19 protein-coding genes are annotated in these 22,153 nt (G+C 63.7%); all 19 read right to left on the minus strand.

The genetic code is table 11. The features are described from left to right. Positions 1-9: 9 nt before the first annotated feature. The 19 genes from rpoD to ndk all read right to left on the minus strand — a co-directional run bounded on the left by rpoD (position 10) and on the right by ndk (position 21,898). Positions 10-2,274: an RNA polymerase sigma factor RpoD gene (gene rpoD / locus IAG39_RS20975; RefSeq protein ID WP_059378969.1), complete on the minus strand. Its 2,265-nt coding sequence runs from the start codon at positions 2,272-2,274 to the stop codon at positions 10-12. A 747-nt stretch (positions 2,275-3,021) separates the two neighbouring features. Beyond that, a complete protein-coding gene (dnaG, locus tag IAG39_RS20980; protein ID WP_059378968.1) occupies positions 3,022-5,076 on the minus strand; it encodes a DNA primase in 2,055 nt (684 codons plus the stop codon). 19 nt (positions 5,077-5,095) lie between these two features. Beyond that, entirely contained in the window at positions 5,096-5,308 is a 213-nt protein-coding gene (gene rpsU / locus IAG39_RS20985; protein ID WP_006218592.1) for a 30S ribosomal protein S21, read from the minus strand. Positions 5,309-5,696: 388 nt separating this feature from the next. Next, positions 5,697-6,239 carry a phosphoribosyltransferase gene (locus IAG39_RS20990; RefSeq protein ID WP_042792860.1) on the minus strand — a complete coding sequence of 181 codons (543 nt, stop codon included), beginning with the start codon at positions 6,237-6,239 and terminating at the stop codon, positions 5,697-5,699. 84 nt (positions 6,240-6,323) lie between these two features. Further along, entirely contained in the window at positions 6,324-7,619 is a 1,296-nt protein-coding gene (locus IAG39_RS20995) for an adenylosuccinate synthase (RefSeq protein WP_042792859.1), read from the minus strand. Between the two features lie 76 nt (positions 7,620-7,695). Then, positions 7,696-8,853 (minus strand): ATP phosphoribosyltransferase regulatory subunit, encoded by a 1,158-nt coding sequence (locus tag IAG39_RS21000; RefSeq protein ID WP_118933164.1) that lies wholly within the window; start codon positions 8,851-8,853, stop codon positions 7,696-7,698. Positions 8,854-9,109: 256 nt separating this feature from the next. Next, complete coding sequence (gene hflC / locus IAG39_RS21005; protein ID WP_059378965.1) at positions 9,110-10,012, minus strand: protease modulator HflC; 903 nt, start codon at positions 10,010-10,012, stop codon at positions 9,110-9,112. Between the two features lie 18 nt (positions 10,013-10,030). Then, entirely contained in the window at positions 10,031-11,329 is a 1,299-nt protein-coding gene (hflK, locus tag IAG39_RS21010; protein ID WP_054458647.1) for an FtsH protease activity modulator HflK, read from the minus strand. Then, positions 11,295-12,401: a GTPase HflX gene (gene hflX, locus IAG39_RS21015; RefSeq protein ID WP_059378961.1), complete on the minus strand. Its 1,107-nt coding sequence runs from the start codon at positions 12,399-12,401 to the stop codon at positions 11,295-11,297. Before hflX ends, hflK begins: the two co-directional genes overlap by 35 nt. 84 nt (positions 12,402-12,485) lie before the next feature. After that, complete coding sequence (hfq, locus tag IAG39_RS21020) at positions 12,486-12,722, minus strand: RNA chaperone Hfq (RefSeq protein WP_006218585.1); 237 nt, start codon at positions 12,720-12,722, stop codon at positions 12,486-12,488. A 156-nt stretch (positions 12,723-12,878) separates the two neighbouring features. Then, on the minus strand, positions 12,879-13,952 hold the full coding sequence (gene hisC, locus IAG39_RS21025; protein ID WP_059378960.1) for a histidinol-phosphate transaminase: 1,074 nt from the start codon (positions 13,950-13,952) through the stop codon (positions 12,879-12,881). A 3-nt stretch (positions 13,953-13,955) separates the two neighbouring features. Then, positions 13,956-15,308, minus strand: coding sequence for a ribosome biogenesis GTPase Der (der, locus tag IAG39_RS21030; RefSeq protein WP_059378959.1), 1,353 nt, complete (start codon positions 15,306-15,308; stop codon positions 13,956-13,958). 25 nt (positions 15,309-15,333) lie between these two features. Beyond that, on the minus strand, positions 15,334-16,491 hold the full coding sequence (bamB, locus tag IAG39_RS21035) for an outer membrane protein assembly factor BamB (protein ID WP_059378957.1): 1,158 nt from the start codon (positions 16,489-16,491) through the stop codon (positions 15,334-15,336). Positions 16,492-16,496: 5 nt separating this feature from the next. After that, positions 16,497-17,135 carry a YfgM family protein gene (locus tag IAG39_RS21040; RefSeq protein WP_118933165.1) on the minus strand — a complete coding sequence of 213 codons (639 nt, stop codon included), beginning with the start codon at positions 17,133-17,135 and terminating at the stop codon, positions 16,497-16,499. Positions 17,136-17,138: 3 nt separating this feature from the next. Next, entirely contained in the window at positions 17,139-18,425 is a 1,287-nt protein-coding gene (hisS, locus tag IAG39_RS21045) for a histidine--tRNA ligase (protein ID WP_118933172.1), read from the minus strand. 54 nt (positions 18,426-18,479) lie between these two features. After that, positions 18,480-19,766: a flavodoxin-dependent (E)-4-hydroxy-3-methylbut-2-enyl-diphosphate synthase gene (gene ispG / locus IAG39_RS21050; RefSeq protein ID WP_059378952.1), complete on the minus strand. Its 1,287-nt coding sequence runs from the start codon at positions 19,764-19,766 to the stop codon at positions 18,480-18,482. A gap of 16 nt (positions 19,767-19,782) precedes the next feature. Next, the gene (locus IAG39_RS21055; protein WP_059378951.1) at positions 19,783-20,277 is read right to left on the minus strand and encodes a helix-turn-helix domain-containing protein; all 495 of its coding nucleotides are present in this window, start codon (positions 20,275-20,277) and stop codon (positions 19,783-19,785) included. Beyond that, entirely contained in the window at positions 20,274-21,428 is a 1,155-nt protein-coding gene (rlmN, locus tag IAG39_RS21060) for a 23S rRNA (adenine(2503)-C(2))-methyltransferase RlmN (protein WP_054458665.1), read from the minus strand. The genes IAG39_RS21055 and rlmN overlap by 4 nt, the downstream gene beginning before the upstream one ends. A 44-nt stretch (positions 21,429-21,472) precedes the next feature. Next, positions 21,473-21,898, minus strand: coding sequence for a nucleoside-diphosphate kinase (gene ndk, locus IAG39_RS21065; RefSeq protein ID WP_006393972.1), 426 nt, complete (start codon positions 21,896-21,898; stop codon positions 21,473-21,475). Positions 21,899-22,153 lie beyond the last annotated feature (255 nt).

The raw sequence follows: 22,153 nt of genomic DNA on the forward strand, positions 1-22,153 counted from the left end.
AGAAAACGATTACTGCCCTTCCAGGAAGCTCTTCAGCTTATCGGCCCGGCTGGGGTGACGCAGCTTGCGCAGCGCTTTCGCCTCTATTTGGCGGATGCGCTCGCGCGTGACGTCGAACTGCTTGCCCACTTCTTCCAGGGTCTGGTCGGTGCTCATTTCGATGCCGAAACGCATGCGCAGGACCTTGGCTTCACGCGGGGTGAGAGAGTCTAGCACTTCCTTGACCACATCGCGCATGGAACCGTGCAAAGCCGCGTCGGAAGGCGCCAGCGTGGACGTGTCTTCGATGAAATCGCCCAGGTGCGAGTCGTCGTCGTCACCGATAGGCGTTTCCATGGAGATCGGTTCCTTGGCGATCTTCAGGATCTTGCGGATCTTGTCCTCGGGCATGTCCATCTTCTGCGCCAGGGTCGCGGGATCCGGCTCGGCGCCGGTTTCCTGCAGGATCTGGCGGCTGATCCGGTTCATCTTGTTGATCGTTTCGATCATGTGAACCGGAATACGGATGGTGCGCGCCTGGTCGGCGATGGAACGCGTGATGGCCTGACGGATCCACCAGGTCGCGTAGGTCGAGAACTTGTAGCCGCGACGGTACTCGAACTTGTCCACGGCCTTCATCAGGCCGATGTTGCCTTCCTGGATCAGGTCCAGGAACTGCAGGCCGCGGTTCGTGTACTTCTTGGCGATCGAGATCACCAGGCGCAGGTTGGCCTCGGTCATTTCGCGCTTGGCCTTGCGAGCCTTGGCTTCGCCGGTGGCCATGCGCTTGTTGACGTCCTTCAGGTCCTTCAGCGGCAGCACGACGCGCGTTTGCAGGTCGATGAGCTTCTGCTGCAGTTCCTGCACGGCGGGAATCTGACGCTCCAGCGTTTCGGCGTACGGATGGCCAGCGGCCACTTCGTCGACAACCCACTGCATGTTGGTTTCGTTGCCCGGGAACACCTTGATGAAGTGCGTGCGCGGCATGCCGGCACGGTCCACACACGTGTGCAGGACGGCGCGTTCGAGCTGGCGCACTTCCTCGACCTGCTGACGCAGGGTGTCCGCCAGCTTCTCGACCATCTTGGCCGTGAAGCGGATGCCCATCAGTTCGTTCTGGATGGATTCCTGGGCGCGCACGTAGACGTCCGACTTGTAGCCGTCCTTCTCGTACGAGTGGCGCATCTTTTCGAACTGCTTGCCGACTTCGTCGAACTTGGCCAGGGCCTTCACGCGCAGGTCTTCCAGCTGCTTGCTGGACATGCCGCCGGCGGGGCCGTCATCGCCTTCGTCTTCCTCGGCGGAAACGCCGGCGCCGGCGTATTCTTCGCCGTCTTCCGGATCAACCAGGCCGTCGACCACTTCGTCGATCTGGGCTTGACCTTCGCGCACGCGCAGGATGTGGGCCAGGATCTCGTTGATCGTGGTCGGGCAGGCCGAGATGGCCATGACCATGTGCTTCAGGCCGTCTTCGATGCGCTTGGCGATTTCGATTTCGCCTTCGCGCGTCAGCAGTTCCACCGAGCCCATTTCACGCATGTACATGCGCACCGGGTCCGTGGTGCGGCCGAAATCCGAATCGACGGTCGTCAGCGCGGCTTCGGCTTCGTCTTCGACGTCGTCGTCGTTGGACGCGACCGGCGCGTTTTCGCTCATCAACAGCGTTTCGGCATCGGGCGCCTGGTCGTAGACCGCGATGCCCATGTCGCTGAACGTGCTGATGATGCCGTCGATCGCTTCCGCATCGACCAGGTCGTCGGGCAGATGATCGTTGATTTCGCCGTAGGTCAGGTAGCCGCGGTCCTTGCCCAGCTTGATCAGCTGCTTCAGGCGGTTGCGGCGCGCTTCGTATTCTTCGGGCGTGACGGGACCGCGGGCGATCAGGTCCTTGGGATCGGCCTTGCCGCGCTTGCCGCCGCGCTTGGGCGGCTTCAGATCAGGCAGGACTTCACCGTCGCCGTCCATGGTGTCGTCAAAGCCGTCGGAATCGTTGTTCGCGTTCTTGGCGGGACGTCCCGGGCGGCGGCCGCTGGGCGCGGGGCGCGCGCTGCCCACCAGGTCGGCGAGCTTGTCTTCGGCCTTCTTGGCGCGAGCCTTGGTCACCTTCTCGGGCTTGTCAGCCGCGGCAGCCTTGGTCGCCTTTTTGGCGGCCGTCTTGGCTGCGGGCTTGGCGACCTTCACCGCCGTCTTGGCGGGCGCCTTTTCCGCTGCCATGCTTACGACGCGCTTGGCCGTGGTGGCCTTGGTTTCGGCCGCATCAATTGCAGAGGAGGATTTGCCGGTGGATTTGGTCATAGTCGCTTCCGTGGTCGTCGCAACCCGTTCGGGCATGTTGCACCGCATGAAGCCGCTTTGGACGGCAGCCCAACACGGCGCTTATACGGGTAAATCAGGTGAATCAGCGGAGATCACGCGGCTGCGTTGTTCGCAGCGCCAACTCTTGCGAGCCCGCTTGGCGCCGTTCCGGTGCGATACCGTACTTGCGCCTTGCGTGCATGACCTCATCCTGCGGAGGCTCCCGGGCGTCGGGGGGGCTGCCTGCCTATAAATAGGCTTTGCTTGCTTATCGGGCCTTTGCCCCAAGCAGCTGAGTAGACACAGCACCCAAACCACTAACGCCATGCGGAGATAACCGCCGCCGGACTGCTTGATTCACCGCTTAGCTATATTAATTAACTATGTAACAAATTTGACGCGCGCATCCGCTTTTATTTCTGCCGTTGCGCATCCAACGTTCCATTATCTGGAGCATCCGCCGCGTCCGGATCGCCGGTACCGCGTCAAACCCTATACATCCATTAGATTCCGGCTGCCGGAATAGATTCCGCCCGCCGAATGCATTTCTTGTTGCCTGCGCACCGTGGCACGAGGATTACCGCCAAATTCAGCAAGAATCAGGCCGCAATCAACTGCCAGCACCACAATCCGCGTACATCAAAGACAGATCAGGCAGGTTCGCGCAATGCACACACCCGCCCAGTTCTATCCGCCCCGCTCCCAAAAACACGCTTTGCGAACGGACAACCTTTGATTTTAGCGCATTTAGCGCACGCCAGCACCTTTCAGTACTACCATGCGGCTGGATAGCTCCTGATAGCGCTTGCGCGCATCTTCCGTGGCCAAACCCGCCGCAGCGAGCTTGGCCATTTCCAGCTTGGCCGAGTCAAACTCGATGCGCCTCAAGGCATCGTCCCATTCCGTTTGCGGATCAGGCAGGTCTTCCTGGGACAGGATGTCGGCCCGCAGGCCCTTCAGCACCGTGGCCAGATCCGAATCCGGCTCCGCGGCTTCCAGCAAAGCGCCGACGTGGCGGGCACCGCTGGATTGCGCCAGCATGATCAGGTCTCTTACAAGACCCAGATGGGGGCCGTGGTCGATGACTTCAAGCTGCTGGTCACCCATGGAGTCGACCAGTTCAGGGTGCGCCAGCAACAAGCCCAGCAGGCGCTTGGCCAGCGACGGCATGGTGCGGCGGCCTTCGAACCCGCCCACATCGTTGTCGCGCTTGCCTTTCCAACCGCCCTTGCCGCCCTTCCAGTCGCTCTTGCCCTTCCAGTCGCTCTTACCCTTCCACTCCTGCTTGCCGCCGCCGCGCTGAGCTCCTGCCCCACCAAAGTCGGAACTTTGGGACGGCAGATGAACCTGGTCCGCGTAGTCGGACTCATCGGCCGGAATGTCATGAAAATCGTGTCCGGCGAAGTCGTAGCCCGTGTCCGGATAGCCCGGCTCGTGGCCAGGCGCCGCAGCAGCGCCTGCATCGCCTCCCGCGGCGCCCGGCTTGGGCGCGGGCGCGAAGGGCTTGGCGGGCTGCTGAGCCAGCACCTGAGCCATTTCCTCCGGCGTCAGCTGCACCAGCTTTGCCATTTCCCGCTCTATCTGCACACGCAGCGCGCATTCGGGAATGGCGGCCAGCAAGGGCTTGGCCTCGTGCAGGCAACTGGCCCGCCCTTCGGCTTCGTTCATGTTGTGCCGCGAGGCCAGCTCGTCCAGCAGGAAGCGGGACAGCGCTACGGCCTCTCCCAGGCATGCCCGGAAAGCTTCCGCGCCCAGTTCGCGCACATACGAGTCGGGATCGTGCTCCGACGGCAGAAACAGGAAGCGGATCGCAATGTCGTCGCGCAGCACCGGCAGGCAAGCCTGCAGGGCGCGCCACGCAGCGCGCCGGCCTGCGCCGTCTCCGTCGAAGCTGAAGATGACCTTGTCGCTGGCGCGCAGCAGCTTCTTGACGTGGTCCGGCGTGGTGGCCGTGCCCAGCGTCGCTACCGCGTTGGCGATACCTTGCTGCGCCAGGCCGACCACGTCCATGTAGCCTTCGACCACAATGACCTGCCCTTCCTGGCGTATGGCCTGACGGGCCTCCCACAACCCATAGAGCTCGTGCCCCTTGGAAAACAGCGGGGTCTCGGGCGAATTCAGGTACTTGGGCTCGCCCTTGCCGATGATGCGTCCGCCGAAACCGATGAGACTGCCCCGCGCATTGCGGATCGGGAACATGACACGTTCCCGAAAACGGTCGTAGCGGCGGCCGTCCTCGGATTCGATGACCAGCCCGGATTCCACCAGGACGGGGTCCTCGTAATTCGGAAAGACCTGCGACAGGCCATGGCGGTCTGTGCCCGACCATCCTAGGCCGAAATGCGCTGCGATTTCACCGGTCAGGCCACGCTGCTTCAAATAGCGGATCGCCGCGGGCGAAGCCCGCAACTGCTTGAGGTAATGCGCCTGGGCGGCATCCAGCACCTGCGTGTGGCGGGATTCCTCAGCCTTGCGGCGCGCGGATTCCTGCTGCTGGCGTGGACTGCGATTTTCTTCGGGGACCGTCATTCCCGCCGACGCCGCGAGCGTACGCACGGCATCGGGGAAACTGGCGCCCGTGTGTTCCATCAGGAAGGTGATGGCGCTGCCATGCGCCCCGCAACCGAAACAGTGATAGAACTGCTTGGTGGGGCTGACAGTGAACGAGGGACTTTTTTCGTTATGAAAAGGGCACAGGCCAAGCAAGTTGGCCCCGCCCTTTCTCAACTGCACGTATCGCCCGACTATGTCGACGACGTCGACTCGGGCGAGCAAATCCTGGATGAATGATTCTGGAATCAATAGATTCGGGAATCAAAGATCAATACAGGCGCGGGGGCAGTTGTTGGCTACGGATGCGCTTGTAGTGGCGCTTCACAGCGGCGGCGTGCTTGCGCTTGCGCTCAGCCGTGGGCTTCTCATAGAACTCGCGCGAACGCAGCTCGGTGAGCAAACCGGTCTTTTCGATGGTGCGCTTGAAGCGGCGCAGAGCGGCTTCAAACGGTTCGTTTTCCTTCAGTCGAACGATAGGCATAAAGTGATTGGCCTGCTTGTAGGGTAACAAAAGTTGATGACAAACCTGGCTTGCTTACCAGCAACGCTGCGCGGGTCCAGGTACGCGTAAACGGCCTCGTCGATACTGAAATCATACCAACAGAGGCAGGTACCGCGAACGGGGAACCTTGAAAGCGCAATCCAGGCGCCGGACCGGCTTCAGCGCTGCTTGGCAGCCCTGAACCACAGACCCATCCCGGATTTCCGCTGGCTGTTTCCGTTACCCAAAGACTACCCAAAGAGTAACAAGCCAAGTTCGGTTTAGCGATAACCAGCGATTCTAGCATGGTCACGGCCACTTTGACTACTGGAGGGACAGCCTGGCGCCCTGGGCGGCCAGAATGCCCTCTCCTGCCGGAACGCCATGCTCAGCTCTTGGAGCCCTTGCGGATCCAGGCCTCGAGCTGATGCGGACGCAGGCTGTCGTAATCTTCGAACGGCTGGTGGATCCAGGGGTTCGTCGGCAGCTTGTCGACGTAGTAGTCCGGCGTCGCCTGGGAATGGCCCTTCCACCACAACACCGCGCTGCGCAGCTCGGTAATGTCGGCAAACTGGCTTTTCAGGTGATCGTAGACCTTGCTGAAGGTCTTGCCGGTATCGACCATGTCGTCCACCAGCAACACTCGCCCGGACAGGGTGCCGCGCGTGATGGTGATGAACTGGGCGATATCCATGTCGCCCTGCTTGGTGCCGGCCGCTTCGCGATAGCTGCTCGTGGCCAGGATGCCCAGGGGTACGTCAAAAATACGGGACATAACATCACCGACGCGCATGCCGCCGCGCGCCAGGCAAAGAATCTTGTCGAACTTCCAACCCGATTGATGCACCTGCAAGGTTAGGCGCTCGATCAGGCGGTTGTAGTCGTCCCACGTCACCCACAGATGGCTGTCATCATTGGTCGGCGTGCTCATAGGCAAGCATCTCCTGCTTAATAAATACGAAAAGGCCGCCGCCGGTATGAGACCGGCGGCGGCCTTGCGAATAATAACCCGATGTCAGCCCTTCAGGGGATGACGCAGCACAATGGTTTCATTGCGGTCCGGGCCGGTCGACACCAGGTCGATGGGCACGCCGCAAACTTCGGCCACGCGCTCCAGGTAGCGACGCGCTGCCTGGGGCAGCTTGTCGTACTCGGTGATGCCGACGGTGGATTCGCTCCAGCCGGGCAGTTCTTCCAGCACCGGTTGCGCCTGCGCCACGGCATGCGCGCCGTACGGCAGCACGTCGCGGAATTCGCCATTGACGCGGTAGCCGACGCCCAGCTGGATGGTTTCCAGGCCGTCCAGCACGTCCAGCTTGGTGATGCACAGGCCGGTGATGCCGTTCAGGCGGACCGAGCGCTTGAGCGCGGCGCCATCGAACCAGCCGCAGCGGCGCGGACGGCCCGTAACGGAACCGAATTCCTTGCCGATCGTGGCCAGGCGGGTGCCGATCTCGTCGACCAGCTCCGTGGGGAACGGGCCCGAACCGACGCGGGTCGTGTAGGCCTTGGTGATGCCCAGGACGTAGTCCAACTGCTGCGGACCGACGCCTGCGCCAGCCGACGCCGCGCCAGCCACGCAATTGCTGCTGGTGACGAAGGGATAGGTGCCGTGATCGACGTCCAGCAAAGCGCCCTGCGCGCCTTCGAACAGCAGGCGCTTGCCTTCCTGTTGCATGGCATACAGGTTGCTCGACACGTCCTTGACCATCGGGGCGATGGCCGGAGCCAGCGCCATGGCCTGGTCGCGCACTTCGTTGGCGGAAACCGCCTCGGCGCCCAGGTACTTGGTCAGCACGAAGTTGTGGTAATCCAGCACTTCGGCCAGCTTTTCGTCGAACAGCGCGGGATTGAACAGGTCCTGCACGCGCAGCGCGCGGCGGGCGACCTTGTCTTCATAGGCAGGGCCGATGCCGCGACCGGTCGTGCCGATCTTGCCGTCGCCCTTGCGCGCTTCGCGCGCCTTGTCGATGGCGACGTGGTACGGCAGGATCAGCGGGCAGATTTCGGAAATCTGCAGGCGCGAACGCACGTCCAGACCGGCGGCCTCAAGCTCTTCGATTTCCTTGAGCAGGGCTTCCGGGGACAGCACGACGCCGTTGCCGATGAAGCAGGTGACGCCGGGATGCATGATGCCCGACGGGATCAGGCGGAGAATCGTCTTCTTGCCGTTGATCCACAGCGTATGGCCGGCGTTGTGACCGCCCTGGAAGCGGACCACGCCCTGGACGGATTCCGCCAGCCAGTCGACGATCTTGCCCTTGCCCTCGTCACCCCACTGGGTGCCGATTACGACTACGTTCTTGCTCATGTTACGAATCAATATCGAGTTTCTCGGGAAATCCGGAAATCTCCCCGCGGCCCTCTCGTTGCCGAGAGGGGGTTAGTCACAGCGTTCTGACCGTCCAGGCGCCATCCTGCAGCGCCAGCTCGCGATCGCAAACGAATTCGTCCTGATCCTGCTCGTGACCGGGCAATACCTGAACGACAATTTCCCCCGACCGGCGCAGGCGGCGCACCGCCTCGGTCAGGGCGGGGGCTTGCCCCCAGGGCGCACGTACCGCACGCGCCCTTTCCGCCGGCGGCAAACCCGCCGCCAGCTTGCGTAAATCAAGACTGAAGCCGGTGGCGGGGCGGGCCCGGCCAAACGCACGGCTGACATCGTCATAACGGCCGCCGCTGACCAGCGCATCGCGCCAGCCTTCGGCATACAGCGCGAACTTCACGCCGGAATGGTAGCCATAGCCCCCGACGTCGGCCAAGTCCACGCCAAACGCCACATTGGGCATGGCGTCGACCACCAATTGCAGGGCGTCCAACGCCGCCACGACGCCCGGCAGCAGGGGCAGCTCACGGCGTGCCTCCTTCAGCACTTCCGGCCCGCCGTACAGCTTGGGCAACAATTGCAGGGCCTTCAGGGTCTCTGCACGCAGGCCGGGAGCCCGTTCGGCCAGTTCGCCCAGCCCCGGAACGTCCTTCTCGCGCATCAGCAGGATGACGTCCTGCGACAGGGCCGTTGCCGCCGGATCGGACTCCAGGAGCGCGCGCAGCACGCCCGGATGACACAGATCGAGCCTCGGGTTACGCACGCCGGCAATTGCCACCGTTTCCAGCACCAGCTGGATGATCTCCAGGTCGGCCTCGAAACCGGCATGGCCGTAGATTTCAGCACCGATCTGCAGCAGCTCGCGACTGGCCAGCAGGTCCGCCGGGCGGGCATGCAGCACATTGCCGCAATAGCACAGGCGGGTAACGCCAGCCCGGTTCAACAAGTGCGCGTCAATGCGCGTAACCTGGGGCGTCATGTCCGCGCGCACGCCCAGCGTGCGTCCGGACAATTGGTCGACCAGCTTGCAAGTGCGCAGATCCAGATCGCTGCCCGTGCCGGACAGCAATGAATCGATGTATTCGACCAGGGGCGGCGCGACCAGCTCGAAACCGTAAGTGCGATACAGATCGAGAAGTTCGCGGCGCAATTCCTCGATGCGCCGGGCCTCTGCCGGAAGTACGTCGGCAAGGCTCTCGGGCAGCAACCAGTTACCCATGAATGTTTACCTGAAGAACGCCAAGTGATGCGTGGGCGTCGCCCAAACGAAAAAGCGGCTGAGGGGGCGTAAGCCCGCTCAGCCGCTGCGGAATGTTTTCTAGCTTACGGGGTATTGTACATGGTTCGGCGACCAACGCCAGCCGGGACAGCACAACCGTCCCTTATTGCGGGGGGATCCCAGGATGCCGCCCTGCCCGCAAGCAAAAAGCCCCTTGGACTTCCAAGGGGCTTTTTTCCGCATTACCGTCGCCGCGTCACTTGGCCGGCACGGTGACCGGCGCCAGGGCGTCGCCGGTGGGGTCCTTCATGAACTGGAAGAAGCTGGAGCTGGGGTCGACAACCAGCACGTCGCCCGGCTTCGAGAACGAAGCGCGGTAGGCTTCCAGGCTCTTGTAGTACGTGTAGAACTGCGGGTTCTTGCCGTAGGCCTGCGAATAGATCGCGGCGGCCGCGGCATCGCCCTCACCCATGATGCCCTGGGCCTTGGCGTAGGCCTGGGCCACGATGACTTCACGCTGGCGGTCGGCTTCGGCGCGGATCTTTTCGCCTTCGGCGGCGCCGATGGAGCGCAGCTCGTTGGCGACGCGCGTACGCTCCGCTTCCATGCGGCGGTACACCGATTCCGAAATTTCCGGCGCGAACTCGATGCGGCGCAGGCGCACGTCGACGATCTGGACGCCCAACGGCTCGGCGCGCTTGGCGACGTTGGTCAGGATTTCGGCCATGATCTTGTCGCGTTCGGTCGAGACCACGTCGCGCACCGTGCGCACGTTGACCGAGGCGTTCAGCGCGTCGCGGATCAGCGCCTGCAGGCGCTCCTGCGCCACACGCTCGTTGCCGCCGGTGGACACGTAGTACTGGCGCGGATCCAGAATGCGCCACTTGACGTACGAATCGATCAGCAGGTTCTTCTTTTCGGAAGTCTGGATGCGTTCGGCTTCGTTGGTTTCGATGGTCAGAATGCGCTTGTCGAGCGTCACGACATTCTGGAACGGAGGCGGCGCCTTGAAGTAGAGGCCGGGTTCGCTAATGGTCTTGCGTACTTCACCCAGCGAGAACACCAGGGCATAGTCGCGCTCGCGCACGACGAAGACGCAGGAAGAAAGGGCGGCCAGCACGATGAGCAGGCCGACCAGGATAGGCATGAGACGTTGCATGATCAGGACTCCTCCGGGTTAGCGCGACGTACGGTCGCGAGGCAGCGTGTTGCTATTGCTGCTGCCGGAAGACTGAGGCACCGGCGCGGCGCTACCGCGCGCCGGCGACTGCGCGGGCGGAGCCAGCGTGGTCGAACCGGAACCGGCGACACCGGACTTGCTGGCGTCCTGAGCGGCCAGATGCATGATCTTGTCCAAGGGCAGGTACAGCATGTTGTTGTTGCTCTTGGTGTCGACCATGACCTTGCTGGCGCGCGTGAAGATCTCCTGCATGCTTTCCAGATACATGCGCTGGCGCATGACCTGCGGCGACTTCTCGTATTCGCCGAGGATGCTGGTGAAGCGCGAGGTATTACCCTGGGCGTCGCCGACAACCTTGGCCTTGTAACCCTCGGCCTGCTCCGTCATGCGGGAGGCCTGGCCGCTGGCCAGCGGCACGACCTGGTTGGCGTAGGCCTGGCCTTCGTTGATCTGGCGCTCGCGGTCCTGACCTGCCTTGACGGCGTCATCGAACGCGGCCTGCACCTGTTCAGGCGGCTGCACGTTCTGGATCGCCACGGTGCTGACCTGCACGCCGGTCTGGTAGCGGTCCAGGATCTGCTGCATCAGGGTTTGCACTTGCGTGGCCACCGTGGTGCGGCCTTCGTAGAGCACGAAGTCCATGGACTGCTTGCCCACGACTTCGCGCATGGCCGTTTCCGAGGCCTGGCGGACGGATTCGTCCGGGTCGCGCGTCATGAACAGGTAATCGGGCGCGCCGTCGGCACGCAGGCGGTACTGCACGACGAACTGCATATCGACGATGTTCTCGTCCGTCGTGAGCATCAGCGCTTCAGGCAGGACCTTATTGCGCGCGCCGCCACGGAAACCGACTTCGAACGTGCGCAGTTGCGACACGTTGACCATTTCGTGGCTTTGAATGGGATACGGCAGGCGCCATTGGAAACCGGCTTGCGACGTCGACTTGTACTTGCCGAACTGTGTCACAACCGCGACCTGGCCTTCCTGAACGATGTAGAAACCGCTGGCCAGCCAGATGCCGGCCGCGACCAGGGCAATCACCCCCAGGCCGATGCGCGCACCGCGCGGCGACGGCGGCGTCATGCCGCCGCGGTTTCCGGGGCGGTTATTGCCGCCCCCGCCCTTGCGCCCGAACAACGATCCGATGCGATTGTTGAAATCGCGCCAGACCTCGTCCAGGTCGGGAGGGCCGTCTCCGTTGCCTTGGGGCCGCTTGGGCGGCGGCTCGGAGCCATTGTTGTTCCCACGACCCCAGCCGGGGTCATTCAGATTGAAGAGTTTGATAATTCGCGGCATTGTTTCCCACAATCTGTCCGGTTTCCGCAATTGCCCCGCGCAACGCATCCAAACCGGCGCGCTCGGTGGCGCTTACAAATACTCGCGCAATCGTACCATGTGCATCGCGTTCCACCCGCGGCTCCAATCCGGCAAGATCGATCTTGTTGTAGACCAGAATGGTGGGAATCGCGGCCGCGCCGATTTCGGCCAGAACCTTGTTGACCTCGAAGATCTGTTCGTCGCGCTGCGGGCTGGCGGCATCGACCACGTGCAGCAGCAGGTCGGCATGCACGGTTTCTTCCAGGGTGGCGCGGAACGCCGCAATCAGGCCGTGGGGCAGATCGCGGATGAACCCGACCGTGTCGGACACCACCACCGAGCCCGCCCCTTCGATCCAGATGCGGCGCGTGGTCGTATCCAGCGTCGCGAACAACTGATCGGCGGCGTAGCTGTCTGCGCGCGTCAGGGCATTGAACAAGGTGGACTTGCCGGCGTTGGTATAGCCGACCAGCGATACCGACAGCGCACCGCCGCGCGCGCGCGCCCGGCGCTGGGTCACGCGTTGGCGTTCGACCTTGTCCAGACGTTCGCGCAGTACCTTGACCTTGGCGCCGATCATGCGGCGGTCCATTTCGAGCTGGGATTCACCCGGCCCGCGCATGCCGATACCGCCGCGCTGCCGTTCCAGGTGACTCCACATGCGGGTCAGGCGCGTGGCCAGATGCTGCAGCTGGGCCAATTCGACCTGCAGCTTGCCTTCATGGCTCTTCGCGCGCAGCGCGAAGATGTCGAGAATGAGCGCAACGCGATCCACCACGCGCAGGTTGAAGGCGCGTTCCAGGTTGCGTTGCTGCGCGGGGGACAGCGGCTGGTCGAAAAGGACGATGTCGGCCAGCAGGGCCTGGGCCATCGCCACACCCTCATCGGCCTTGCCTGAACCGATGAAGAACTTGGCGTCGGGTCTGTCCCGCCGCGCCGTCAAGGTGCCGACGATTTCCGCGCCAGCGCCCTTGGCCAGCATGGCGAATTCCTCGGCATGGGCCGCGAAGTCCGGATCTCCCAGATCGACGCTGATAATCAGAGCGCGCATACATGCACCATATTGGAGCCAAAGCGAAAATGCCCGCCGACGAGGACCGTCCGGCGGGCAATAAAAGGTAAAGCTGGAGCGAGATTACTCAGCAGGGACTTCCACCTGGAAATTCACGGCACGCGCGGGAACGACGGTCGAAATGGCGTGCTTGTAAACCATTTGCGTGACCGTATTGCGCAGCAGCACCACGTACTGGTCGAAGGATTCGATTTGCCCTTGAAGCTTGATGCCGTTCACCAAGTAGATCGACACGGGCACATGGTCCTTGCGCAGCGTGTTCAGGAACGGATCTTGCAGAGTTTGCCCTTTATTGCTCATTGGCCAGGCTCCATTTGTTTGTTATTGAGTGGTGGCGTACTTCTGTACTGGTGGGGTACGCCGAAACTTGTACTCTACAGGGTTTTCCCGGCCCGTGCTACTTGGGCAGGAAGCAAAAGTGACACCAGAGTTTTCCGACTGGAAAGCTGCTGCCGCTCAAGCCTGCAGGACCTCCGCAAGCGCCTTCAACAGCAGTTCGCACTGCTCATCGGTGCCCACGGTAATTCGCAAAAACTGATCGATGCGTTCATGGCGGAAGTGGCGCACGATGATGCTGCGCTCGCGCAAGGCGGCGGCCAGGCCGGCGGCATCTTTTGAAGGGTGCCGCGCAAACACGAAGTTCGCGGCCGAGGGCAGCACTTCGAAGCCCAGGGATTGCAGGCCCGCCGTCATCCGCGAGCGGGTTTCGATCACGGCCTGGCGAGTACGTTCAAAGTACTCCACGTCTTCCAGGGCCGCCACCGCACCCGCGGAGGCAAGGCGGTCGATGGGGTAGGAGTTGAAACTGTTCTTTACACGCTCCAGCCCGTCGATGAGCTCGGCGCTGCCTACGGCAAAACCGACGCGCAAGCCCGCCAGCGAACGCGACTTGGACAGCGTCTGCACGACCAGCAGGTTGTCGTAGCGGTCCACCAAAGGAATGACGGACTCTCCGCCAAAATCCACGTAGGCCTCATCCACCACGACGACCGCGTCGGGATTGCCGGCCACGATGCGCTCGACCTCCGCCGCGCTGAGCGCGCGGCCGGTGGGCGCATTGGGATTCGGGAAGATGATGGCGCCCGCCTGCCCCTTGCCGCCGGGCAGATAGTCTTCGACGGCGATCCTGAAATCCGCCGTCAGCGGCACCGTTTCGTACTGGATGCCGTACAGACCGCAATAGACCGGATAGAAGCTGTAAGTGATGTCCGGAAAGCGCAGCGGGCGCTCATGCTTGAGCAACGCCAGGAACACATGCGCCAGCACTTCGTCGGAACCGTTGCCCACGAAGACCTGGCCCGGCTGCACGCCGACCGTGCCGGCAATGGTCTGCCGCAGGCGGTCGGACGAGGGGTCCGGGTAGAGCTTCAGCGTGTCGTCGCAGGCAGAGCGGATCGCGTCGAGCACCTTGGGCGACGGCCCATACGGATGCTCGTTGGTGTTCAACTTGACCAGGTTCTGAAGCTTGGGCTGCTCGCCCGGAACATACGGACTGAGCGTCCCGACCACGGGACTCCAGAAGCGGCTCATGGATCAGCTTTCCTGCGTGTAGGGGTTGTGCGAAGACTTGAATTCGATGCGCAGCGGCGTACCGGCCAGATCGAACGCGTTACGGAAACGCGTTTCCAGGTAACGGCGATAGGAGTCCGGAATGGCGTCCAGCGCGTTGCCGTGGATGATGACCAGCGGCGGGTTCTGTCCGCCCTGGTGCGCGTAGCGCATCTTGGGACGGAAGATGCCCTTGCGGGGCGGCTGTTGTTGCTCGACAGCGATCTGCAGCTCGCGCGTCAGCTTGGGCGTGGACAGCTTGGCGAACGCCGCGGCGTGCGCCGCGTTGATCGACTTGAGCAAAGGCTTCACGCCCTGCCCGCGCAGCGCCGAAATGGTGTGCATGCGCGCGAACGACAGGAAGCGCAGCTTGCGCTGGAATTCGCGTTCGATGCGTTCCTTGGCTTCGCTGTCCAGGCCGTCCCATTTGTTGATGGCCACGACCACGGCGCGCCCCGTTTCCAGCACGAAGCCGGCGATGTGCGCATCCTGCTCGGAGATTTCGGTCTGCGCATCCAGCATCAGCAGCACGACGTTGCTGGCCTCGATGGCCTGCAGCGTCTTGATGACGGAGAACTTCTCGACCGCCTCGAACACCTTGCCGCGCTTGCGCAGGCCGGCGGTGTCGATCAGCGTGTAGCGGCGGCCGTCGCGCTCGAAGTCGATCTCGATGGCGTCGCGGGTCGTGCCCGGCATGTCGAACGCGATCACGCGCTCTTCGCCCATCAAGGTGTTGATGAGCGTGGACTTGCCCACGTTGGGGCGGCCGACGATGGCCAGCTTGATGCGGTGATCGTGCTCAGCCTCTTCGAATGCGTCTTCTTCGGCGGGCGGCTCGGCCAGATCTCGAAGCGCCAGCTCGATCAGGTCGACGATGCCGTCGCCGTGCGCCGCGGAAATCGGATAAGGCTGGCCCAGCCCGAGTTCATGGAACTCGGAAATGGCGCCACTGGCGCCCATGCCTTCCGCCTTGTTCACCGCCAGCAGCACGCGCTGCTGGCCGGATTTGCGCAGCAGCTGGGCGATTTCGTGGTCATGGGCGTTGATGCCCGCGCGGGCATCAACCAGGAACACCACGACATCGGCCTCGGCGATGGCCTGCCGGGTCTGGCGCGCCATCTCCAGCAGGATGCCGTCCTTGGCGACGGGTTCGAAACCACCGGTATCGATGACGATGAAGGGGATCTCGCCTACCCTGCCCTCGCCGTAATGGCGATCGCGGGTCAGGCCGGAGTAATCGGCCACCAGCGCGGCGCGCGATCGCGTCAGGCGGTTGAATAGGGTCGACTTCCCCACATTGGGGCGGCCGACCAGGGCGACGACAGGCTTGAAAGACACGGTGTAAGGCTTTGTTCTATAGGTTTTAGTTGGCGCCGATCAGGACGAGGTTGCCATTGCCCGTCTGGATCAGCACTCCCTGGGGGGTGGTCTGCGGCGGCGACACCACGGGACCGCCGCCTACCGACAGGCGCGCCATCAGGCTGCCGTCGCTACGCGACAGGAAATGCACATAGCCTTCCAGGTCGCCCACTGCCAGCGCACCGCCCAGCATGGCGGGCGCGGTGACCTGGCGGTTCTTCAATGCCGCCTGCTTCCAGACGTTGCCGCCATTATCCAGCGCAAATGCGTTGACCACACTGTTCTGGTCCGCCGCATAGGCAAAGCGTTCGTCCAGGGACAGGCCGCTGACGCTGGAGAAGTCCTTGGCCCACAACGGGCGGCCGCCAGCGGTGACGTCGAAGCAGACGATGCGTCCCTGATAAGCCACGCCGCAAAGCAGGTTGCCCGCGATGCGAGGCGCGCCGACCACGTCGGTCAGGCGCTCCAGGTCGCTGGCGCCACGCGGCGTCGCCACGGTGCCTTCCCATTGCACGTTACCACTGTTGGACGCGATGGCCATCAGTTTGCCGCCCGGCAGGCCGGTAATGACCAGGCCTTCGGCCAGGACCATCTGCGACACGCTGCGCAGGGCCAGCGAGGGACCCGGGCGCTGCACGTTCCAGACGCGTTCGCCGCTGTTGGCGTCGAAGGCCTGGATGCGGTAGTCGCCGCTGCGGACCACGACGATGCCATAGCCCACGACGGGCGGAATGGTCACGTCGCTAGTGGCACGGACTTTCCACTTCACCTTGCCGGTGTCGTCAAAGGCGACGACGTCGCCGTTCGGCGCGGCCACGGCGGTAGTGGTGCCATCGCTGCCGGCGCCGGCTGACAGCTTGCCGTCGACCTTGGCTTTCCAGATGGCGCGGCCGCTCTGCAGGTCAAACTTGCCCACCGAACCATCGGGCGTGGCGGCGTAGACGGCGTCGCCCAGCACCGTGGGCGCAAAGCCCAGTCCCGAGCCGCTGCCGACCGAGACGCTCCAGACTTGGCGCACGGACATGCCGGCCTTGTATTCGGTCAGGGGCGCGGGATCGTAGCGGCCGTCATCATGGGAGAACATGCCGCATCCGCCCAGGGCCAGCAAGCCCGCCAGGCAAACGGCGCCACGCCACATACGACCAGGTGCAAATTTACGCATTACAGTCACGCTCCGCTCAGGGCATCCAGTTTCAGTTGCACAACCTGGGTCAGGGGATTTGCCGTGCCCAGGCCATCGATGGCGCTTTGCCAGGCGGCGCGCGCTTCCTCGCGCTTGCCTTGCGCGGCGAGGATATCGCCGCGGCGATCCGCGTACAAGGCGGCGAAGGCTGCCGGCGGATTGTTCAGCTGTGCCAACGCGGCATCGTATTGCTTCTGGTCCAGCATCATGCCGGCCAGGCGCAGACGCGCCACCGACTGCATGGACGGGTTCTTGCTCTGGCCGGCCAGCCATTCCAACTGCTCGCGGGCGCCAGCGTCATCCTTCTGGGCCTGCAGCGCCTGAGCCGCCACCAGCGCACCGCGCGCGGCGTAGCCGGTGGACGGATATTGCTCGCGCAGCGTGGCCGCGGCCGTCTTGATACGCACCGAGGAATCGGCGCCGCCCAGGCGGGCCGCGTCTTCCAGCGCTTCGAAGTAACCCATGGCCTGGTTGGCGCGGTGCGATTGGTAGGCCTTCCAGCCCCACCAGCCGCCCCAGGCCAGCGCGACCGCCGCCACCAGCGTAACCACCAGGGTGCCGTAGCGCGCCCACCACGCCTTGATGGCGTCGAGTTTTTCCTGTTCTTCGAGATCGTATGCCATGCATTAACCCTTGTTATTCAATACGTCGGCCAATCCCGCCAACGGGACTTGCTGTTGGGCCGCTTCGCCCTGCGCCTCGGCGCGCAGGAACTTGACGCTGGCCGTCTGCGCAGCCACTTCGTCGGCGCCAAGAATAACCGCAACGCGGGCGCCGCTGGCATCGGCGCGCTTGAATTGCGACTTGAAGCTTGCGGAACCCGCATGCACGATGACCGACAGGCCGGCATCGCGCAGGTCTTCACCGACCCGCGCGGCCAGGCGCTGCGCCTCTTCGCCCTGATGGACGACGTAGACGTCGCACTCGGCCGGCTGTTCGACCTGCACGCTCTGCTCCCAGAGGTCCAGCAGGCGCTCCATGCCGATCGCAAAACCCACTGCGGGCGCGGGCTTGCCGCCCAGCAGTTCGATCAGACCGTCGTAGCGGCCGCCGCCGCACACGGTGCCCTGGGAACCGAGGCGGTCGGTAACCCACTCGAACACCGTGAGGTTGTAGTAGTCCAGACCGCGCACCAGGCGCGGATTCAGGCGGTACTCGATGCCGGCGTCGGCCAGGAGCTGGCACACGCCGTCGAAGTGTGCACGTGACTCTTCCCCCAGGAAGTCGAACAGGCGCGGCGCGCTGTCGGCCATTTCCTGCATGGCGGGATTCTTGGTATCCAGCACGCGCAGCGGATTGCTGTACATGCGGCGCTGGCCGTCTTCGTCCAGGATGTCGCGGTGCTTTTCCAGGTGCTCGATCAGGGCGGCGCGGTGAGCCGCGCGTTCGGCCGGCTGGCCCAGCGAATTCAGCTCCAGCCGCACGTCGGTCAGGCCCAACAGCTTCCACAGGCGCGCCAGCATGACGATGAGTTCGGCATCCACGTCGGGACCGGCGAAGCCCAGGGCCTCGACGTCGATCTGGTGGAACTGGCGGTAGCGGCCGCGTTGCGGGCGCTCGTGACGGAACACGGGACCGATGGAATAGACGCGCTGCGGACGGTCATAGAGCAGGTTGTGCTCGATGGATGCGCGCACGATGCCAGCCGTCATTTCCGGGCGCATGGTCAGCGATTCGCCGTTGAGCGCATCGGTGAAAGTGTACATCTCTTTTTCGACGATGTCGGTCACTTCGCCGATGCCGCGCGCGAACAGGCGCGTATGCTCAAGCACGGGCGTACGCACATTGCGATAGCCGTAGCCGCGCAGCCAGCCGCGCACGATTTCCTCGAATTGTTCCCAGCGGGCGCTGGCCCCTGGCAACAGATCATTCATGCCGCGGATGGCGGCGACTTTCTGGAAAGCTTGAGTCATCTTGATCATGCCGCATCGCGCGCCGGCAAGCGCGCTAGCGGCCACACCCTTACTTTAATGAGAGGCGGGCGCGCCATAGCGGCGCGCGACGTAGTCTTCGACAATGGCCTGGAACTCTTCGGCAATATGGTCGCCCTTGAGCGTGACCGTGCGTTCGCCGTCGACGAATACCGGCGCCGCCGGCACTTCGCCGGTGCCAGGCAGGCTGATGCCGATATCGGCATGGCGGCTTTCGCCTGGCCCGTTGACCACACAGCCCATGACCGCGACGTTCATGCTTTCGACGCCGGGGTACTGGGCGCGCCACACAGGCATCTGCCGGCGCAGGAAGGTCTGGATGCTGTCGGCCAGTTCCTGGAAGAACGTGCTGCTGGTGCGGCCGCACCCAGGGCAGGCAACGACCATGGGCGTAAACGCGCGCAAGCCCATGGTCTGCAGGATTTCCTGCGCCACGACGGCCTCGCGGCTGCGGTCGCCGCCGGGTTCGGGCGTGAGCGAAATGCGAATGGTGTCGCCGATGCCCTGCTGCAGCAGCACGGCCAGCGCGGCGGTGGACGCCACAATGCCCTTGCTGCCCATGCCGGCCTCGGTCAGGCCCAGATGCAGCGGATAGTCGCAACGCGCGGACAGGTCGCGATAGACCGCGATCAGGTCCTGCACATGGCTGACCTTGCAGGACAGGATGATCGCGTCGCGCCGCAGGCCGAGCTCTTCGGCGCGCTGCGCGTTGCTGATGGCGGACACCACCAGGGCGTCGCGCATCACGGCCTGCGCTTCCCAGGGTTGGGCGCGCTGGTTGTTCTCGTCCATCTTGCGCGCCATCAGCTCGTGATCCAGGCTGCCCCAGTTCACGCCGATGCGCACCGGCTTGTCGTAGCGGCAGGCAACCTCGATCATCTGCGCGAAGTTGTCGTCGCGCCGCTTGCCCCCGCCCATATTGCCAGGGTTGATGCGGTACTTGGACAGCGCTTGCGCGCAGTCCGGGAACTGCGTCAGCAGCTTGTGGCCGTTGTAGTGGAAGTCGCCCACCAGCGGCACGTTCACGCCCATGCGGTCGAGCTGTTCGCGGATGGCGATGACTTCGCGCGCGGCTTCGGGCGTATTCACGGTGATCCGGACGAGCTCGGAGCCGGCCTGGGCCAGCTCCTTGACCTGGATCGCGGTGGCGATCGCGTCCGCCGTGTCGGTGTTGGTCATGGACTGAACCACGACCGGGGCATCGCCGCCTATTTTCACGACACGATCGCCCCACTTCACCGCCACCGAACGCGTGGCGCGGCGCTCAGCCGCTCCCACGGAGGGAGGCGGGGCATCCTGGCAAGGCAGAGAAGATTCTTGCATCGGTGGAACCGGGTTGTTACTTGGCCGACTTCGGCAGCCAGTCGGACGGCAGCCAGTGCTGCGGCAGCCAGCCTTGCCAGAAGGCATACGCCACGCCGGCGGCCAGCACCAGCACGATGGCGATGAGCCAGCCCCACGAGGTCGAGGACGAACGGTCGTCGTCGGCGCTGGACTGGGGAATGGAATGCGCCGAATGCAGGGCGCCGGGGCTGAGCTTCACCGGACCGGTGACGCGCGCCTTGGGGTCGAGCGAATCGACGATGGCCTGCGAGTCCGCGCCCAGCAGGCGCGCATAGTTGCGAACCAGGCCGCGCAGCGAAACGCCGGTGGGCAGGTTGGCCCACTGCTCGTTTTCCAGGGCTTCGATCTGCTTCGTGGAAAACTTGATGCGGCTGGACACTTCGTCGAGCGACCAGCCCTTGGACTGGCGCAGCGCGCGCAATGCCGAGCCGATGCCACCCACAGCGCCGGCGGGCGTTTCTGAAACTGCAGAAGCGAAATCCTGCGTCATGCGTGCACCTGTTTAATTGGTATGGTCTGGCGCTGTGCGGCGTTCCGTTCGGTGATACGGGTACGGTCGCGCACTTCTCCGGCCAGTTGGCCACAGGCCGCATCGATATCGTCGCCCCGGGTCTTGCGGACGGTGGTGATGATGCCGGCGTCCATCAGACGCTGGGCAAACACCTTCACCCGCGCCGAGTTCGAACGCTTCAGGCCGGACTCGGGAAAGGGGTTGAACGGGATCAGATTGAGCTTGCAGCGCAGCTGGCGTGCAATTTGGATCAGTTCCTTGGCGTGCTGGTCGGTATCGTTGATGCCGTCCAGCATGCAGTATTCAAAAGTGATGAAGTCGCGCGGGGCAAACGCCAGATAACGTTCGCAGGCCGCCAGCAATTCCTTCAACGGGTACTTCTTGTTCAGCGGCACCAGCTCGTCGCGCAATGCGTCGTTCGGCGCATGCAAGGACACGGCCAGGGCCACGGGACAGTCCTGCGACAGGCGGTCCATCATGGGGACCACGCCGGAGGTGGACACCGTGACGCGGCGGCGCGACAGGCCGTAGGCGTTGTCGTCCAGCATCAGGCGCAAGGCGGGCAGAACCTGGTCGTAGTTGAGCAGGGGTTCGCCCATGCCCATCATGACCACGTTGCTGATGACGCGAGTGTCTTCGGTGGCGCGGGCGCTTTCCAGGCGGGCGGTGCCGATGTCGGCCTCCAGCACGCGCTTGGCCCACCACAGCTGGCCGATGATCTCGCTGGTCTTCAGGTTGCGGTTGAAACCTTGGTGCCCGGTCGAGCAGAAGCGGCAGTTCACCACGCATCCGGCCTGGCTGGAAATGCATAGCGTGCCGCGGTCGTCTTCGGGAATGAAGACGGTCTCGATGGCATTGCCCTGCCCCACGTCGAACAGCCACTTGCGGGTGCCGTCGGTCGAGCGCTGCTCGATGTTGACGGGCAAAGCCTCGATGCGGCAATGCTGCGCAAGCTGGCCGCGGAACTCGCGGGCCAGGTCGGTCATGGCGTCGAACGAATCGGCGCCGCGCTGGTGCATCCAGCGCTGCAACTGGCGAGCCCGAAACGGCTTGCCGCCCCACTTTCCGACGAGTTCGGACAGGGCGGAGCCGTCAAGCCCCAGCAGATTGATTCGTTCGACGGATTCCATGACCTGGGTAAAACTCAAAAGCTAGAACAGATGTTCCGCAAAAATCAACGGCTGTGGATGTTGATTTCGGGGAAGAAGAAAGCGACTTCGACAGCGGCCGTTTCCGGAGCGTCGGAGCCGTGCACGGCGTTGGCGTCGATGCTGTCGGCGAAGTCGGCGCGGATGGTGCCAGGAGCCGCCTTCTTGGGGTCCGTGGCGCCCATCAGGTCGCGGTTCTTCAGGATGGCGTCTTCACCTTCCAGCACTTGCACGAACACCGGGCCGGAGATCATGAAGTCGACCAGGTCCTTGAAGAAGGGGCGTTCCTTGTGCACGGCGTAGAAACGCTCGGCGTCGGCGCGCGACAGCTGGGCCAGGCGGGCGGCGATGACCTTCAGGCCGGCTTGTTCGAAACGGCCGACGATCTGGCCGATGACGTTCTTGGCGACGGCGTCGGGCTTGATGATCGAGAGGGTGCGTTGAATGGACATAAGAACTCCGAAAACTGATTTCTGACTTGGTTTCTGATGAATTGCCTGGCGTGGATCTGCGCTTGTCGGTGTCACCCTTGAAGCGTCATCGCGCTGTTGGCGCACGGGCGGTCCGAAACGAATGCATGTTTCGGGCCGGCCCGAACCACTGGTCCAAGGCAGGGATTCGACACTGCCTACCTGTCGGACTCACCCGGAATCCTCAATGAATTCAGGGACTTCTAAAAGGTTTACAGTAACCCGGTATTCTAACAC

Origin of the sequence: Achromobacter xylosoxidans (assembly GCF_014490035.1) — a bacterium.
GTDB lineage: Bacteria > Pseudomonadota > Gammaproteobacteria > Burkholderiales > Burkholderiaceae_B > Achromobacter > Achromobacter bronchisepticus_A.

Bases quoted from the DNA above. Each gene is read 5' to 3' on its own strand.
- rpoD (WP_059378969.1), bottom strand. From the start codon at position 2,274: ATGACCAAATCCACCGGCAAATCCTCCTCTGCAATTGATGCGGCCGAA.
- rpsU (WP_006218592.1), bottom strand. From the start codon at position 5,308: ATGCCTATCGTTCGACTGAAGGAAAACGAACCGTTTGAAGCCGCTCTG.
- IAG39_RS20990 (WP_042792860.1), bottom strand. From the start codon at position 6,239: ATGAGCACGCCGACCAATGATGACAGCCATCTGTGGGTGACGTGGGAC.
- IAG39_RS20995 (WP_042792859.1), bottom strand. From the start codon at position 7,619: ATGAGCAAGAACGTAGTCGTAATCGGCACCCAGTGGGGTGACGAGGGC.
- IAG39_RS21000 (WP_118933164.1), bottom strand. From the start codon at position 8,853: ATGGGTAACTGGTTGCTGCCCGAGAGCCTTGCCGACGTACTTCCGGCA.
- hflC (WP_059378965.1), bottom strand. From the start codon at position 10,012: ATGCAACGTCTCATGCCTATCCTGGTCGGCCTGCTCATCGTGCTGGCC.
- hflK (WP_054458647.1), bottom strand. From the start codon at position 11,329: ATGCCGCGAATTATCAAACTCTTCAATCTGAATGACCCCGGCTGGGGT.
- hflX (WP_059378961.1), bottom strand. From the start codon at position 12,401: ATGCGCGCTCTGATTATCAGCGTCGATCTGGGAGATCCGGACTTCGCG.
- hfq (WP_006218585.1), bottom strand. From the start codon at position 12,722: ATGAGCAATAAAGGGCAAACTCTGCAAGATCCGTTCCTGAACACGCTG.
- hisC (WP_059378960.1), bottom strand. From the start codon at position 13,952: ATGAGCCGCTTCTGGAGTCCCGTGGTCGGGACGCTCAGTCCGTATGTT.
- bamB (WP_059378957.1), bottom strand. From the start codon at position 16,491: ATGCGTAAATTTGCACCTGGTCGTATGTGGCGTGGCGCCGTTTGCCTG.
- IAG39_RS21040 (WP_118933165.1), bottom strand. From the start codon at position 17,135: ATGGCATACGATCTCGAAGAACAGGAAAAACTCGACGCCATCAAGGCG.
- hisS (WP_118933172.1), bottom strand. From the start codon at position 18,425: ATGACTCAAGCTTTCCAGAAAGTCGCCGCCATCCGCGGCATGAATGAT.
- ispG (WP_059378952.1), bottom strand. From the start codon at position 19,766: ATGCAAGAATCTTCTCTGCCTTGCCAGGATGCCCCGCCTCCCTCCGTG.
- IAG39_RS21055 (WP_059378951.1), bottom strand. From the start codon at position 20,277: ATGACGCAGGATTTCGCTTCTGCAGTTTCAGAAACGCCCGCCGGCGCT.
- rlmN (WP_054458665.1), bottom strand. From the start codon at position 21,428: ATGGAATCCGTCGAACGAATCAATCTGCTGGGGCTTGACGGCTCCGCC.
- ndk (WP_006393972.1), bottom strand. From the start codon at position 21,898: ATGTCCATTCAACGCACCCTCTCGATCATCAAGCCCGACGCCGTCGCC.